The following is a 15,240-nucleotide window of genomic DNA, read 5'->3' as shown; positions in this document are numbered from 1 at the left end:
TGCAGATGAATGAGATCACTGGTATTTGAGGGCAACACCTGGGAAGCCTATGAGAGGATGCGCGAGAAAGACAAAAAGCTGCACAAAGCCCTCTGTCAGCTATTGAAAGAAATGCTCCTGTCTCGAGATCCATCCACGGGCACCGGCAAACCTGAACCACTTGAACACCACTTATCAGGCTTGTGGTCAAGACGAATCTCACAAACGGACAGGCTGATCTACCGGTTCGATGACCCGTCCATCTATATTTTCGCCCTTGGAGGACACTACGATCAGCAGTGACACCGAAGCGTGACGTTGACGTTGCGAAGCGGAGGCATCCGAGTGACGCGCCTGGTTAGCTGTTGCCAATCATATACGCACGAAGCTGGCGCTCCTCTCGCATAACATAGAGGATGAAAACCCGCTGCCCGTCCTCACGATAAAATATGCGACACGGTGCAACCACTACCTCCCTGTATACTGACTTAGGTAGTTCTGGAGGATTTCGCCCAGATTGGGGGAAATCCTCCAAACGTTCGGTCTTCTCGAACACTTCCTGGACCAAATGACTGGCGGCAGCAGGATTATCCAGAGCAATGTACTCGGCGATGGACTCCAACGCCTGAAGGGCGGGCTCTGTCCAGACTACTTCAGCCATTTACTCATTTTCTCCCTGGCCTCACTCTGGCTGTACGTTCTTCCCTCAAGCACAGCACGCTCTCCCCGTGCGAGCCCCTCAAGCAGTTCAAGTCGACGCTGCATGAATTCGTAATCCTGCACATCAACAAGGTAAGCCGATGGTTGGCCATGTTCAGTGATCAGAACCGGCTCTTTAGACATATGCAGGTCTGCCAAGATTTTTGTGGCTTGGCGCTTAAGATTTGTAACAAGTTCAACTTTCATGGGCTCACCCAGATCCACATCAATAGTGGCACTATAGTATCACTATGTGAGTGAGACAATCACAGGTGACAGTGATTGAATCCCTCATTCTGACATTGGATGAACACTCTGCGCGTTTAACAATATTAGCCGACCCAACGCCACCCAGCTGCGCAACGCTTTAGGAGTGCTGGGTGGACAAGGCCAAAACTAACGCCTGCCATCAATCCCCAGGGCCACATTCCATACAGCGCGAACTGATGGCTGGCCCTAGCTGAAGATTGGCATTCAGGTCACGCAGGCCAGAGCGCAGGCCTTCTTCCAATACCGGGTGGTAAAACGGCATTGCCAACATCTCGCTCACGGTCATTTTCTGTTCCAGGGCCCAGGCCAGCAGATGGGCCATATGCTCGACCCTTGGCCCGAGCATTTCAGCGCCCAGAAACTGGCCGCTACCGTGTTCCGCATAGAGTGCCAGATAGCCGTGGTTCTCACCCATGACACGCGCACGACCCTGGTCATCAAAAGATACGCCGCCTTCGGCCATGCAATCGCAGCCGCCAAAACGTGCTTCCAGAGTCGCACGGCTATCCCCGACGCTGGCCATTTGTGGTTCAGTAAACACAATTGCCAGGGGCACATTGCGCCGCCCTGCCTTGATGTCGTTCAGGTTGGCGGCATTGCGTGCGGCTATCTGGCCTTCGGTTATCGCCTCATGCAGCAGCGGCACTGCCTGGTTGGCATCACCGGCGATAAAGATATGGCTGGGGCTGCCATCTGTGTTGGCACACTGCATGGTAAAGCGGTTAAAGCCCGGCAGGCCGCGCTCACTCAGTTCAATCCCGGCATTTTCCAGCGCCAGCTTATCCACATTGGGCTGCCGTCCGGTGGCCGCCAGCAGGTAATCAAAGGTTTCGGTCAACACCTTGCCGGTGGTGCGTTCAACAAAGGTCAGCGTCACCCCCTCGGTGCTGCGCTCGATCTTCTGTACGTCAGCGTCCGGGTCCAGGTAGAACTCGGCGTTAAACAGGTCATCGGCTATCTCGCGAACCTTGTCTGACTGCAAGGGCCCAATCGCTCCGCCCACCCCGAAAGTACGGGTGCGCACGCCCAGGCGGCTCAGTGCCTGACCCAACTCCAGGCCAATCACCCCCGGGCCGAAGACGGCCACCGATTCAGGCAGGGTCTCCCACTCAAAAACGTCATCGTTGATAATCAGGCGATCTTCTGCAGCTTCAAAAAAGCCCGGCCAGGTGGCGCGCGAGCCAGTGGCAATCACGATGGCATTGGCAGTCACCTGAGTGTGATCATCCACCTGCAGGGTGTGGGGCTGAATAAAGCGGGCATGGCCACGCAGACGCTGATCTTCTGGAATGCGCTTCATTGACTTGAGAACACTGCCAACAAAGCGATCGCGTTCGCCTTTGACCCGCGCCATCACCGCCTCACCGTCAATGTCGACCTCGGCCACCTTGACGCCGAAGGTGCCCGCTTGGCGGGCGCGATGGGCCGCATCAGCGGCGGCAATCAGCAGCTTGGAAGGCATGCAGCCCACCTTCGCACAGGTGGTGCCGTACTCACCAGCTTCAATCAGCAGGACATCATCGGCGCTCTTGCGTGCCGTATGCCAGGCGCTCAGCCCGGCACTGCCCGCCCCGATCACCGCAACATCAACATGACGTTTCTGCATGGCAAACCTCCTTTCAGGAAACCCTTGGCAACATTAAGCTAGCCCAAGGATGACATACAAGCTTATAACCTTATATACAAGCTGGCAGATAAAGACCGGTCTGTTAGTCGCGGCGGAAACAAAAGTGTGATTTGTGTCCCTCTCCTATTGATTATTGTTATGTTATCACATAACTTTAACACCCTTCTGAATCAACCCTTTCTATTGATTTCCAATATCTTAGGAGTTTTAAATGTCTCGCCGCCTGTTCACCCTCGCCCCTATTGCTGCTGCGGTATTGATGGCACCCCCTGTCTGGGCCGCTGACCATCAACATGACCATGCAGGCCACGACCATGCAGGCCACGACCATTCAACACATGGGCATAGTCAGCATGATCATGATAATCACGACCATGGTAGTCACGACCATGCCACCGAAAGCAGCCACAACCCCTTGGGCGTTGATCTGGATATTTCCCTGACCTTAGAAGGTATCTACCACAACCGCTTTTCCGGGGAAGAACATTCACCCGCTGGTTTTGGTCATGGAGGTCACGAGGGTCACGGACATGACGATCATGGCCATGAAGGCCACGGCCACGCGCTGGAAGATGGCTTTAATCTGGGTCATTCAGAAGTAGTGGTTCAGGGAGAAAACCACTATCTGAACGGTACTGCCGTAATTTCTCTGAGCGAAGATGATATCGCTTTGGAAGAAGCCTACCTGAGCACACGGCAACTGCCTGCCAATTTAACGCTCAAAGCCGGTAAGTTCCTGTCTGACGTGGGCTATATGAACAGCCAACATCCCCATGCCTGGGACTTTATCGAGCGCCCCTTAGTTAACCAGCATATTCTCGGTGAGCACGGCCTGCTGGATACCGGTGTACAGCTTACCTGGGCGCCCAGCGCTGAAGTACAGCTGGGTGGTGAGCTTTTCCAAGGGGAAGGGGAAGGTTTCAGTCAGTTTAGCGAAGGCGGCTATGAAGAACGCGAAAGCGGCCCGCGAGTTAGTACGCTTTTTGCCAAATTCCAACCTGATATTGGCACTGGGCAGACTCTGAACCTAGGCATGTCAGCAGGCTATAATCGTCAGTTTGTACGCGTGGATGACCATGGCCACCATGCTCACACCGCCGAGGGTGACAACTGGTTTGCCGGCCTGGATGCACGCTATCAGCGAGATGGCGGCCAGCCAGGTGTTGAGGGTGACTGGGAGTTGGGCGGTGAGTATTTTTATACCGAGCGGGATCTACGTGAATATGTTCAGCACCATGACCACTTTCACTCCCGCGAATCTCATACCGAACAGCAGGATGGTGCCTACCTGGAAACTACCTATGGCATCGCGCCACGCTGGGAAATGGGCTTGCGTACGGAAGCACTTGGGATGAGCAATCGCGTTATGGGCACGCACCCCACCGCTATCGTGTCGGAAGAGGTTAGCTGGCGCCACAGCGGCCAGGTCACCTGGCATCTGCGTGATGATATGTTCGTGCGCGCCCAGGTTACCCAGGAAGACTACGCCGGTGAAGAAGAAAGCTGGGTAGGCATGCTGCAGTTCAACGCTACTTTTGGCAGCCATGCCGGGCACAATCACTGATGAATCCTTTGATACCCGAATAACAAAAACCACAGGGCGACACCATTAGGTGCCGCCCTGTTTCGCTCTTACTGCTTGGATCTTAATCCTGCTGAGCGCTGCATTGTTCTAACGCATCGGCCAACTGGCGCAGCAACTGATCGTACAAAGTTGGCCCAAGCGGCAATTCAACGCCTAGAGGGTCGATCACGCCCATCACGGCGGGGGTATCAGTGAAGACATTTTCCACCATCGCTGAGTTGAACTGCGGCTCACTGAACACGCACTGAATAGCATTTTCGCGCACATGTTGCTGGAGCGCTTCAATACGTGCCGGGCTAGGGTCGGAGGCATCGCCCAGTGAAATCGCACCTTCCGAGGGCACATCAAAACGCTGCTCAAAATACTGGTAGGCATCATGGAAGACCACAAAACGCGGCGTGGGCTGCTCAGCAAACTGCTCTTCCAGCGTCCTCTGCAGTTCCGTCAACTCGGCCTGAGCTTGAGAGGCGTTCGCTTGATAGGTCTCGGCATTTTCCGGGTCCAGCATGCTTAAACGGCGGGCAATGGCATCCAGCCAGAGTCGCGCATTTTCCGGATCCAGCCAACCATGGGGGTCTGCCCCCTCATGATGATGGTTGTGGTGATCATGATCACCATCGTTGTGATGATCATGATGGTCGTGGTCGTGGTCGTGGTCGTGGTCGTGGTCGTGGTCGTGGTCGTGGTCGTGGTCGTGGTCGTGGTCGTGGTCATCATGGTCGTCGTGCGCTGCCATAAGCGCTACCGACCGGTCGCGATAGTTCAGCACCTGGGTCTCGTCCAGAGCCATCAGTTCCAGATGCGCAGCATCAGAGGCCAAGGATGCCAGCGGGCTTGAAAGCCATGGCGTCAGATCATTGCTGACCCAGATCACAAGCTCAGCGTTATCCAGCGTTTGCGCCTCCGAAGGGCGCAGCGAATAACCATGCGGTGACGCCCCCTGCTGCATGAACAGCTCAGGCTCTCCCAGCTCCCCCATCACCTTGCTGACCAGCGAATGTACTGGCGGAATATCCACGGCAACGTTTGGCACATCGGCTAACGCCGTCAATGGAAACCCCAGCATCAGCGGCAATGCCAAACGGGCAAACGGTTTATTCATTCAAAGCACTCCTTTCAGGTTGATTCGTTTAGCTGTTTTATTTAGCTGCATCGGTTAACGCTTGGCGCCCACACAAAATATGTTATAACATAACAATAAATCAAATCGGAGTTTGTTATGTTTTCGCGTCTATCCTCAACAGGTCCTGCCCTGCTGACAACCGAGCAGCTGACCGTTCGGTTTGGCCAACAGCCTGTTCTGGATAATATCAACCTGGTTCTACGGCCTGGGCGGATTGTGACCCTGATTGGCCCCAACGGCTCCGGCAAATCCACCCTGGTCAAGACGCTGATAGGCGCCATCAAACCGTCTGCTGGCCGCATCATCCGCTCACCCGATCTGAGCGTTGGCTATGTGCCCCAACGCCTGCATCTGGACCCCACCTTCCCGATGACGGTGCGTCGTTTCATCAACCTGCCTAAGCGGCATGCCAGCCATGAGATTGGCGAGGCGCTGGAACAGGCGGGGGCCGAACATCTGCTCAATGCGGCCATGAATCATCTTTCTGGCGGCCAGCTACAACGGGTGTTACTGGCGCGCGCCCTGCTGTCACGCCCATCGCTTTTATTGCTGGATGAAGCCACTCAGGGGCTGGATCACAGAGGCGTTGCCGAGTTCTATCAGCGTATTGAGCAGATTCGCCAGCGCTCCCAATGCGCAGTCTTGATGGTCAGTCATGATCTGCATGTGGTTATGCGCACGGCGGACCACGTGATCTGCCTGAACGGGCATATCTGCTGTGAAGGTCAGCCGGAAAGAGTGGCCTCGTCACCCCAATACCAGGCGCTTTTCGGCGACCAGACGGCCAGCACACTGGCCTTCTATCGTCATCAACACGCAGGCCATCACGATGAGGAGACACTGCGCCATGCTGGATGATTTTATGTGGCGTGCGACGCTGGCAGGGCTTGGCGTTGGGTTAGCCGCCGCGCCGCTGGGATGTTTTGTGGTCTGGCGGCGGATGGCCTATTTCGGCGATGCCACCGCCCATGCCTCCATTCTGGGGGTCGCCCTGGCCCTGCTGTGGAATATCTCCATTTTTGCCGGTGTGATTGGCATTGCCCTGCTCATGGCATTCTGTGTCTCCACCTTAAGCGGCAAAGGCTATGCCATGGATACCCTGCTGGGGGTAATGGCACATTCCGCCCTGGCCATCGGGCTGGTCGCCGTCTCCTTTGTTTCCGGCGTGCGCATTGACCTCCACGCCTATCTGTTTGGCGACATTCTCGCGGTGGGGAAAAGCGATCTTGCGATTATCTGGTCCGGGGCCGTTCTGGTCATCGGCCTGATGGTATGGCGCTGGCAGGCGCTGTTAACCGCCACCTTGAATGAAGAACTCGCCCATGCCAGCCATATCAACCCGCACCGCGAGCAGCTGGTGCTGACCGTGGCGCTGGCCATCGTGGTGGCCGTTGCCCTCAAGGTAGTCGGGGCGCTGTTAATAGCCGCATTGCTGATTATTCCCGCGGCAACAGCGCGACCTTTCAGCCGCACCCCGGAACAGATGGCGCTGCTTGCCGCCCTGGTGGCCATGGCCGCGACCACTGGCGGGCTAGGCGCGGCCTATACCTTTGATACCCCGACAGGGCCGACCATAGTGTCGCTGGCCGCCGCGTTTTTTGTGATCAGCACCCTGGCATCCCAAGGCTGGCAGCGCCTGGCCCGCCAACGCTGAACGCGCCCAGCACCATCCTCTTATTAACTTCATATCAAGCTGACTATTATAAGGTTCCAATACCATGACCGATATCGTTAACCCGCTCCCCGTGACTGTCCTTTCCGGCTTTCTGGGAGCCGGTAAAACCACGGTGCTCAACCATATTCTCGCTAACCGCGAAGACCTACGGGTAGCGGTGATCGTCAATGATATGAGTGAGGTCAATATCGACGCCGCTCTGGTTCGTGGCAACGCCGGAAGCGAGCAGGACGTCACCCTGAACCGGCGTGAAGAACAGCTGGTGGAAATGAGCAACGGCTGCATCTGCTGCACCCTGCGCGAAGATTTGCTGATCGAGGTTAACCAGCTGGCCAGGGAGGGCCGCTTTGATTACCTGGTGATCGAATCCACCGGCATCTCTGAGCCACTGCCCGTCGCGGAAACTTTCACCTTTGAAGGTGAAGATGGCCAAAGCCTGTCCCAGGTGGCGCGCCTGGATACCATGGTCACCGTGGTGGATGGGGCCAATTTCCTGAACCTGTACCGCGAAGCTCAAAGCCTGGCGGAGGCTGGCGAAAGCCTGGGGGAAGACGACGAACGTAACGTGGCTGACCTGCTGGTTGACCAGATCGAATTCTGTGATGTGCTGCTGGTCAGCAAGACTGACCTGATCACTGACAGTGAACTCTCTACCCTCAAGGCCATCCTGAGCTCGCTCAACCCGGATGCCGAGATCGTGCCTATTACCCAGGGCCAGGTACCGCTGGATAAAGTGCTGGCTACCGGCCGTTTCAGCTTTGAAAAGGCACAGCTGGCGCCGGGCTGGCTCAAGGAGATGCGCGGCGAACATGTCCCGGAAACCGAGGAATACGGTATATCCAGCTTTGCCTTTCACGCCCGCCGCCCTTTTCACCCGCAGAAGTTCCACGACCTGCTGCATCAGGACTGGTTCGGAGAGGGTTTGTTGCGCTCCAAGGGCTTTTTCTGGCTGGCCACCCGCCCGCAGATTGCCGGGCAGTGGAGCCAGGCCGGCGGTATCGCCCATTACGCCCCCGCAGGCGTATTCTGGAAGGCGGTGCCTGAAAGCAATTGGCCGGATGACCCCGAATACCGCGGCTACATCATGGAAAAATGGCAGGAACCCTTTGGCGATATGCGCCAGGAACTGGTCTTTATCGGCCAGGACATGGATACGCAAAGAATGCAGCAGGCACTTAACAACTGTCTGCTCAGCGAGAAAGAACTGCTGGAAGGGATGGAAAGCTGGCGCGAACTGGCTGACCCCTTCCCCGCCTGGGAGTAGGCTCTGCGGAACATAAAGAGCTGTTGGTGGCCCCTATCTTATGCAAGGCCGTTGTGCCAATCACGAGGCGGTCTGTTAAACTCTAAAGTGATCACAAGGTGCGGCACATTCAGCCGCACTCACTTCCTGAACAGCAGGAGTTACTATGCCTCTTCTCGACAGCTTTACCGTAGACCACACCATTATGGAAGCCCCGGCAGTTCGCGTGGCCAAGACCATGCAATCGCCCTCCGGTGACACCATCACGGTCTTTGATCTGCGTTTCAACAAGCCGAACAAGGACATCATGGGCGAAAAGGGTATTCATACGCTGGAGCACCTGTTCGCTGGCTTCATGCGCGAGCACCTCAACGGTGACGGCATCGAGATCATTGATATCTCGCCGATGGGCTGCCGCACCGGCTTCTATATGAGCCTGCTGGGCACCCCGAGCGAGCAGGACGTTGCTGACGCCTGGATCGCTTCCATGCAGGATGTTCTTAACGTCAAGCGTATGGAAGATATTCCTGAGCTGAACGAGTACCAGTGCGGCACCTATACCATGCACTCACTGGACGAAGCCCAGCAGATTGCCCAGAGCATCATTGATCATGGCATTGGTGTTAATCACAACGAAGACCTGGCCATGAGTCCCGAACAGCTCAAGGCGCTGGGCAACCACGCCTGATCCCTGGTCTTTTTATTGAAGCGTCATTTCGCTGCCGCAGCCCTATCAGGGCTGCGGCAGCTTTACTTTAGCGTGAATACGCCATTAACCGGGTCTTGAAATGCCCTCTTGAGCCTGGTGGCTCTGAGCTTCTTATTAACACCTGAACCTGCGTTGAAAGCAGACCCTTGTGGTCCTTACGGGAACTTTTCCCATTCTCTGTTTGACCCCAGCTATTGAATCGGATGGCAACCCTTGCTATTTTAATGATAATGTTTATCATTAACGTAGGAGGTTTAATCTCATTTGATATGGATACATCTTCTCCTCATCCATCCAGCGACTGCACATCAAGGAATCGCTTCTCTGATGACCGTTGTGCCGAAATTCGTAGCGAAGATCTGCTCGACAGCAATGGGCAACGGATCATTCGTCATCAACAGAAACGCTATATATTGCGCCGCACCAAGAGCGGAAAACTGATTTTAACTACTTGAACCCACACTCAGTGCACTAGCCAGCCAAGCCTTCAGGGCTCAGCCAGCCAAGCAGAATCACACCTTGACAAGGTTGAGCGTCTGGCCCATGAAAACGATATCGCTTCCCTCTTATCTTCTGACACCGCTGACCCTGGCCATTTGCGTGCTGAGCCACCCAGCCCAGGCACAGAACAACGCCAATTCGGTCTCTACCTCAGCACAGTCGCCGCTTGATACAGTGACCGTCACCGGCACTCGCGCCCCAACGGACTTTTCCCGTTCGCCGCTGATCATTGATGTCATCGACCGCCATGACCCTGAACTTGCAACGGCGAGCCGGATTGAAGATGTCTTCAGCCAGCAGCCCGGCCTGCATATTGCCGGGCAAGGGCGGCGCAACGGCCAGACGCTCAGCATGCGCGGCTTTGGCAGCGATGGCGTGCTGGTGCGCGTGGACGGCATTCGTCAGGACATCAATACCGGCCATATAGGCAACTTTTTTGTTGACCCGGGATTACTGCGGGAAGTGCAGGTGGCGCGTGGCGCTCTTTCCAGCCTTTACGGCAGCAATGCCATGGGCGGCGTCATCAGCTTTACAACAGTAGACGCCGAGGATCTTCTCGCCCCTGGACAACAACAGGGCATACGGCTTTCCCTGGGAGGCGCAACGGCAAACGCAGAAGGACGTGCTGCGCTGACAGCATTCGGTAAACAGCAGACAGAACAGGGCCAATGGGACGGTCTTGTCTCGCTGGGGCGCAGCGAATCCGGGGACATTCGGCGTGCCGGCGGCCAGGAAGCCGAAGATGATGCCCGCCTTGACAGCCTGCTGCTTAAAGGGGGGTGGGAGCCCGATGCTGATCACCGCTGGTTTACCCAGTGGCAATACTATAATGAAGACACGACCCAGCCGGCCAATCCTCAACAATTGGAAGTGACCGAGAGTAACCCGTTACGCCCACGCGAGGTGGAAAGCCATAATGCACAGCTGGGGCATCGCTGGTCACCCAGCATCACAAGCGAGATTACCACCCGCGCCAGCCTGAGCCGTCAGCAGATAGAGGAACCATTGGCCAGCCGTGAGCTTGAACGCATCGGCCTGCAGAGTGACGGCTATCATCGTCTTGAGCATGGCTGGCTGAGTCAGACGCTGGCATTCGGGGCTGAGCTGGAACAGGCTCGCCAACGCCCGTCAGGCAACGCCAATGGGTTCCCCAAGGCGGATATCGACACCCAGGCACTCTATCTGGATAACACCCTGACCACGGGACGCTTTATAAGCGAGGGAGGTTCAGGCGAAATTGATCTTGGCCTGGGAGCACGCTACGACCACTATGATGCCAGTGGTCAGGGCCAGCAGAGCAGTGACCATGATCGGGTCTCGCCACGCATCCGGCTGGCTTGGCGCCCCAATGACGGTGTCATGCTGTATTCAGGCTATGCCGAAGCCTTTCGTGCTCCATCCCTGACAGAGCTCTACGCCAGCGAACGCCACTTTAGCGGCTTCTGCATGGGGCCCGGTCGCTGCATACCGGACAACTTCTGGGTGCCCAACCCCTCTCTGGATCCGGAAACCAGCCGTACCTGGGAAACTGGCCTTGTCTGGCAGTTGCCGAACTGGCAACTGAGCGCCAGCTACTTTGACACCCGCGCTGATGACTTCATAGATTCCAGCGTCGATCTGCGAGCGGGTATCACTCAAGCTGTCAATGTCAGCAGCGCTCAACTATGGGGCTTTGATGCACGTGCCCGCTGGCAACCCGATCAGCAACCCTGGCAGGCCCAGCTGGGTATTTCGGAAGTTTCCGGCAAGGATCGTGACAATGGCGCTCCATTAGGCAGCCAAACTCCGCTGGAGCTCACCTTGGGTGGAAGCATTGATGTTGCCGGTGATGCTGTTCGTCTGGGTTGGCAGAGTCGCTTTGCCACCGCCTATGACAAAGCCGGAGCTGATCAACGCCTGCCGGGCTATGGTCGCCACGACCTGAACCTGAACTGGCAGATTCTTCCGGCGCTTGACGCCTCTCTCAGGCTGGCCAACGTCACCGATAAGGTCTGGTACCGCCCGGATGGCAGCCTGGGCGATGGCCGCAGCATTCTCACCAGCCTGCATTGGCAGTGGTAACTGCCCTTTAAAGGAGTTTCAGTATGACCTCACTCGCGCAGACCACCGCCATTATCGAGGCTTTTGACGCCGCAAGGCGAGTTAACCCTCGCACCAATGCCATTGGCATTGCCGAGCAACTGGGGATCAGTGAAGGGGAACTACAGGCCGCCAGAATTGGACGCGATGTCTGGACGCTACCCCTGGCGCCGAGCGAAATGGCTGCTCGCTTTCACACCTTGGGAAACGTGAAGTGTCTGACTCGCTCGTCGCTGGCAGTACTTGAACAGAACGGCACCTATCCACCTCTCGGTGGCAGCCAGCATGCCGGGCTATTACTTGATCCCGGCGGCCTGGATCTGCGCCTGATGTATAGCCACTGGTACTGGATATGCCTGATTCGCGATCCCATGCCCGATAAAAACGATGCGCCGAATAAAGGTGCCGTACCCGCGGCACGCTGGAGCCTGCAGGTTTTCAATCAGCACGGCCAGGCCGTGCATAAGGTGTTTGCCAAAGGGGCAACCGCGCAATCGCAGACGCTCCCTGACAGTTGGGAGACGCTGCGCCAGGAAGGCACGCTGGATACACCGGCTTTTACCCAGTCCGCTCAACCACCCACCAGACCCTTGCCCGAAGCGCCCACACTGGCCAGAGAGTGGGCGGCCATGACGGACGTTCATCAGTTCTTTAGCCTGCTTAAACGCCATCAGCTGCGTCGCTTGGAGGCCAATACCCTGATGCAGGGCAGCTTCACCCAGGCATTGCCGGTACATACGCTGGAAAGCCTGCTGCGTCAGGCCAGCCAACAGACACTTCCGATCATGCTCTTCGTCGCCAGTCAGGGCTGCGTGCAGATCCGAACCGGCACCTTACCTACACCATTACGGGCCGGAGGCTGGCTGAACCTGTTCGGCGACTGTTTCACCCTGCATCTGGATGATCAGGCCGTAACTTCTGTATGGGTGGTGGAAAAACCCAATCGCGATGGGGGTGTTACCAGCGTGGAAGCCTTTGATAAAAGGGGTGACCTGGTGCTGCAGATTTATGCTGAACGCCAGGAGGGCCGCCCTGAGCGCTCAGCATGGCGTAATCTGTTAACCACACTTACACGTCAGGAGGCCGTCGCATGAAGCTGTCCTGGAAGCTGGTGGTGATCAGCTGGCTGTGTGCCTTTGCTCCACCTGCTCAAGCCGATGAGCGTTGGGTCGTTATCGGGGGTGATGTTGCAGCTATTGTGGCCGAACTGAATGGCGATGCGCCCCTGGTAGGCCGCGACGACACCAGCCTTTATCCGCCATCGGTGGCCGAACTGCCTTCGGTGGGTTACCTGCGCCAGCTTTCGGCAGAGAGCGTAATGTCACTCTCTCCCACCCGTATCCTGACCAACCAGTACGCTGGCCCTGAAGAAGTACTCGAACAGCTGGAAACCGTCGGGTTATCCCTGGACATCATCTCGAGTCCCCATGAGCTAAGCGCCATTGCTGGCAAAGTGCGCGACGTAGCCGAGCGTCTCGATCGCCCTGAAGCAGGTGAGACACTGGCAAACCAACTTGAAGACCAGCTGGCCACTCTCAATGATAAACCCGCCTTGCCGACCACACAGGCCGCCTTTGTACTCAGTCATAGCGGCGTGACACCGCGAATGGCCGGCCAGGATACCGGCGCTCATACCATGCTCGAAGCGGTTGGCCTGCATAATGCCTTTGACAGCATGCAGGGTTATCAGGCAGTTGGCGCCGAAGCGCTGGCCAGACAGGCACCGGAGATAATTATTGCTTCCCAGCAGGGCCTGGAGGCCATCGGCGGAGAGGAGGCCCTCTGGGCGCTACCGGGTATGGCACTGACACCTGCAGCAAAGCATCAACGCCTGGTATTAGTAGATGGTCAGGCCCTGCTCGGGTTTGGCCCACGTGCTCCGCAGCAACTGCTTGAACTACGCGCCACCCTGGATACCTTGCTCTCTTCAGATGAGACATCCTTGCCATGAATACCCTGACGCTTGATCGCTACCGGCGATCGGGGTTACGGAGTCGCCAGTCACGCATACTCTGGGGGCTTACCCTGGCGCTGGTGGCGGCATTGCTGGCCGGTGCCTCAAGCGGTGCGCTAGGCATCTCACCCTGGGTAATCTTCAGCGGCGAGCTGGACCCCATGGCCGTCCAGGCCTGGTGGCAACTGCGCCTGCCAAGGCTATTGCTGGGCGTGCTGGTAGGCGCCATGCTGGCGGGCAGTGGGGCGGCCATGCAGGGCCTTTTCCGTAACCCACTTGCTGATCCGACGCTCCTTGGCTTGGCCAGTGGGGCGGGTTTATTTGTTGCCTTGTGGATTGTTGTAGGGCAAGAAATGGCGCTACCGCAGGCAGGCGCCAGCCTGTATGGCCAGTTTGTTGCCGGATTTCTGGGGGCATCGGCGGTGTGCCTTACTGTTTTTGCCATTGCTCGCCGTCAGGGGGGCAGCAGTGGTGCCGTCATGACCTTATTGCTGGCTGGACTGGCCATCAATACCCTGGCCGGCGCCGGTGGTGGCATATTGGCGTTTATTGCCAGCGATGAACAGCTACGTCAGATCAGCCTATGGGGAATGGGCACATTGACCGGGGCGCTATGGCGCACCGTTGGTCTGGCGCTGGTGTTGGTTCCGTTGGGACTTTGGTGGCTGTGGCGCAGCGCCGGGGAGCTTGACCTGCTACAACTGGGCGAGTCAACTGCCCATGCCGCCGGACTGGACACCCCACGCCTTAAAAGGCGAATCATTATCGCTACTTCTCTGGGGGTTGGTATAAGCGTGGCACTGACCGGCGTGATCGGCTTTCTGGGTTTGCTGGTGCCACACTGCCTGAGACTATGGCTTGGGCCAGGGCATCGCCTGCTGATACCCGCCTCCATGCTGGGTGGTGCTCTGCTTTTGGTCATTGCCGATACGCTGGCACGCATTCTGGCCATGCCCGCCGAGATTCCCGTGGGCTTGTTGACCAGCCTGCTCGGAGGCCCTTATTTTCTGTACCTGCTGATACGTCGGAGTGCCATATGCTGACACTGCATCAAGCAGGGCTTGAGCGCGCGCCCTTCCTCCATCCTCTGGAGGATCAGATAACCCCGGGTGAGCTGCTGGCCATTGTTGGTCCCAATGGTGCTGGCAAAAGCACTTTGCTCAGCCTGCTTTCCGGTTTTCGGCCCTGCGAACGCGGATATATCTGCCTGGATGACAAACCACTCACTCAATGGCGTATTGAGGCGCTGGCTAGTCGTCGCGCCTTGGTCGCCCAGCAGGAAATACCCGGCTTTGCCTGGCGGGTAGAAGAACTGGTCAGCCTGGGCAGTTCGCCCGGAGCGGCTCTGCTGGCAGAACTACTTGATGATCTGGACCTGATCCATCTGGCCGGGCGTTCGGTGTTATCACTCTCAGGCGGTGAACGTCAGCGAGTAATGATTGCCCGTGGCGCCTGCCAGCTGCTTTCTCGCCATACGCAATTCACCAACGACGGTGGCCTGCTGCTGCTTGATGAGCCAACAAGCGCTCTGGATATCGGCCAGCAGCAGCGCCTGATGCGTCAGTTGCGGCGCTGGGCCAGCCGCTACCAGATGGCGATTATCTGTGTCCTGCATGACCTCAATCTCGCCAACATCTTTGCAGATCGCGTCTGGCTACTCCACAAGGGCAGACGCATCGCTCAGGGCAATCCGGCCGAGGTACTCACACCCAAGATAATTGCCCAAACCTATGCCGCCCAGCTACAGAAGGTAAGCGGAGAGCACTCCTCTCTACTAGCGCTAAAAGCCTGACAGT

General features: G+C 57.1%; 16 protein-coding genes. 12 read left to right on the top strand and 4 right to left on the bottom strand.

What is annotated here, in order from left to right:
* Positions 1-9 precede the first annotated feature (9 nt).
* Positions 10-282: a Txe/YoeB family addiction module toxin gene (locus tag LL947_RS02325; RefSeq protein ID WP_499833819.1), complete on the top strand. Its 273-nt coding sequence runs from the start codon at positions 10-12 to the stop codon at positions 280-282.
* 55 nt (positions 283-337) lie between these two features.
* On the opposite strand, the gene LL947_RS02320 is transcribed toward LL947_RS02325, so the two are convergent.
* From LL947_RS02320 to LL947_RS02310, 3 genes are all read right to left on the bottom strand, one after another.
* The gene (locus LL947_RS02320) at positions 338-640 is read right to left on the bottom strand and encodes a type II toxin-antitoxin system RelE/ParE family toxin (protein WP_499833818.1); all 303 of its coding nucleotides are present in this window, start codon (positions 638-640) and stop codon (positions 338-340) included.
* The gene (locus LL947_RS02315; RefSeq protein ID WP_404415933.1) at positions 628-885 is read right to left on the bottom strand and encodes a type II toxin-antitoxin system Phd/YefM family antitoxin; all 258 of its coding nucleotides are present in this window, start codon (positions 883-885) and stop codon (positions 628-630) included. The genes LL947_RS02320 and LL947_RS02315 overlap by 13 nt, the downstream gene beginning before the upstream one ends.
* Positions 886-1,087: 202 nt before the next feature.
* Complete coding sequence (locus LL947_RS02310) at positions 1,088-2,554, bottom strand: dihydrolipoyl dehydrogenase (RefSeq protein ID WP_499833817.1); 1,467 nt, start codon at positions 2,552-2,554, stop codon at positions 1,088-1,090.
* A gap of 232 nt (positions 2,555-2,786) precedes the next feature.
* On the opposite strand from LL947_RS02310, the gene LL947_RS02305 reads away from it, so the two are divergent.
* Positions 2,787-4,139, top strand: a complete 1,353-nt coding sequence (locus tag LL947_RS02305) for a TonB-dependent receptor (RefSeq protein WP_499833816.1) — start codon at positions 2,787-2,789, stop codon at positions 4,137-4,139.
* An 82-nt stretch (positions 4,140-4,221) separates the two neighbouring features.
* On the opposite strand, the gene LL947_RS02300 is transcribed toward LL947_RS02305, so the two are convergent.
* Positions 4,222-5,262, bottom strand: a complete 1,041-nt coding sequence (locus tag LL947_RS02300) for a zinc ABC transporter substrate-binding protein (RefSeq protein ID WP_499833815.1) — start codon at positions 5,260-5,262, stop codon at positions 4,222-4,224.
* 117 nt (positions 5,263-5,379) lie between these two features.
* Between LL947_RS02300 and LL947_RS02295 the strand changes: the two genes are divergently transcribed.
* The 10 genes from LL947_RS02295 to LL947_RS02250 all read left to right on the top strand — a co-directional run bounded on the left by LL947_RS02295 (position 5,380) and on the right by LL947_RS02250 (position 15,236).
* Positions 5,380-6,141, top strand: coding sequence for an ATP-binding cassette domain-containing protein (locus LL947_RS02295; protein ID WP_499833814.1), 762 nt, complete (start codon positions 5,380-5,382; stop codon positions 6,139-6,141).
* Complete coding sequence (locus tag LL947_RS02290) at positions 6,131-6,937, top strand: metal ABC transporter permease (protein WP_499833813.1); 807 nt, start codon at positions 6,131-6,133, stop codon at positions 6,935-6,937. Before LL947_RS02295 ends, LL947_RS02290 begins: the two co-directional genes overlap by 11 nt.
* A gap of 64 nt (positions 6,938-7,001) precedes the next feature.
* On the top strand, positions 7,002-8,222 hold the full coding sequence (gene zigA / locus LL947_RS02285) for a zinc metallochaperone GTPase ZigA (RefSeq protein WP_499833812.1): 1,221 nt from the start codon (positions 7,002-7,004) through the stop codon (positions 8,220-8,222).
* A 145-nt stretch (positions 8,223-8,367) separates the two neighbouring features.
* Positions 8,368-8,889 carry an S-ribosylhomocysteine lyase gene (luxS, locus tag LL947_RS02280; protein WP_171701914.1) on the top strand — a complete coding sequence of 174 codons (522 nt, stop codon included), beginning with the start codon at positions 8,368-8,370 and terminating at the stop codon, positions 8,887-8,889.
* Positions 8,890-9,113: 224 nt separating this feature from the next.
* Positions 9,114-9,365: a hemin uptake protein HemP gene (gene hemP, locus LL947_RS02275; RefSeq protein ID WP_499833811.1), complete on the top strand. Its 252-nt coding sequence runs from the start codon at positions 9,114-9,116 to the stop codon at positions 9,363-9,365.
* Between the two features lie 88 nt (positions 9,366-9,453).
* A complete protein-coding gene (locus LL947_RS02270; RefSeq protein ID WP_499833810.1) occupies positions 9,454-11,472 on the top strand; it encodes a TonB-dependent receptor domain-containing protein in 2,019 nt (672 codons plus the stop codon).
* Between the two features lie 23 nt (positions 11,473-11,495).
* Positions 11,496-12,584 (top strand): ChuX/HutX family heme-like substrate-binding protein, encoded by a 1,089-nt coding sequence (locus tag LL947_RS02265; RefSeq protein ID WP_499833809.1) that lies wholly within the window; start codon positions 11,496-11,498, stop codon positions 12,582-12,584.
* The gene (locus LL947_RS02260) at positions 12,581-13,441 is read left to right on the top strand and encodes a heme/hemin ABC transporter substrate-binding protein (RefSeq protein ID WP_499833808.1); all 861 of its coding nucleotides are present in this window, start codon (positions 12,581-12,583) and stop codon (positions 13,439-13,441) included. The genes LL947_RS02265 and LL947_RS02260 overlap by 4 nt, the downstream gene beginning before the upstream one ends.
* Entirely contained in the window at positions 13,438-14,487 is a 1,050-nt protein-coding gene (locus LL947_RS02255) for a FecCD family ABC transporter permease (protein WP_499833807.1), read from the top strand. Before LL947_RS02260 ends, LL947_RS02255 begins: the two co-directional genes overlap by 4 nt.
* A complete protein-coding gene (locus tag LL947_RS02250; RefSeq protein ID WP_290822290.1) occupies positions 14,481-15,236 on the top strand; it encodes an ATP-binding cassette domain-containing protein in 756 nt (251 codons plus the stop codon). The genes LL947_RS02255 and LL947_RS02250 overlap by 7 nt, the downstream gene beginning before the upstream one ends.
* The last annotated feature ends 4 nt before the right edge of the window (positions 15,237-15,240 follow it).

The sequence above is a fragment of the Halomonas sp. BLK-85 genome (assembly GCF_044792155.1).
Taxonomy (GTDB): Bacteria; Pseudomonadota; Gammaproteobacteria; order Pseudomonadales; family Halomonadaceae; genus Vreelandella.
Note: the sequence above shows the minus strand (reverse complement) of the source record. Positions and strands in the feature narration are given on the sequence as shown.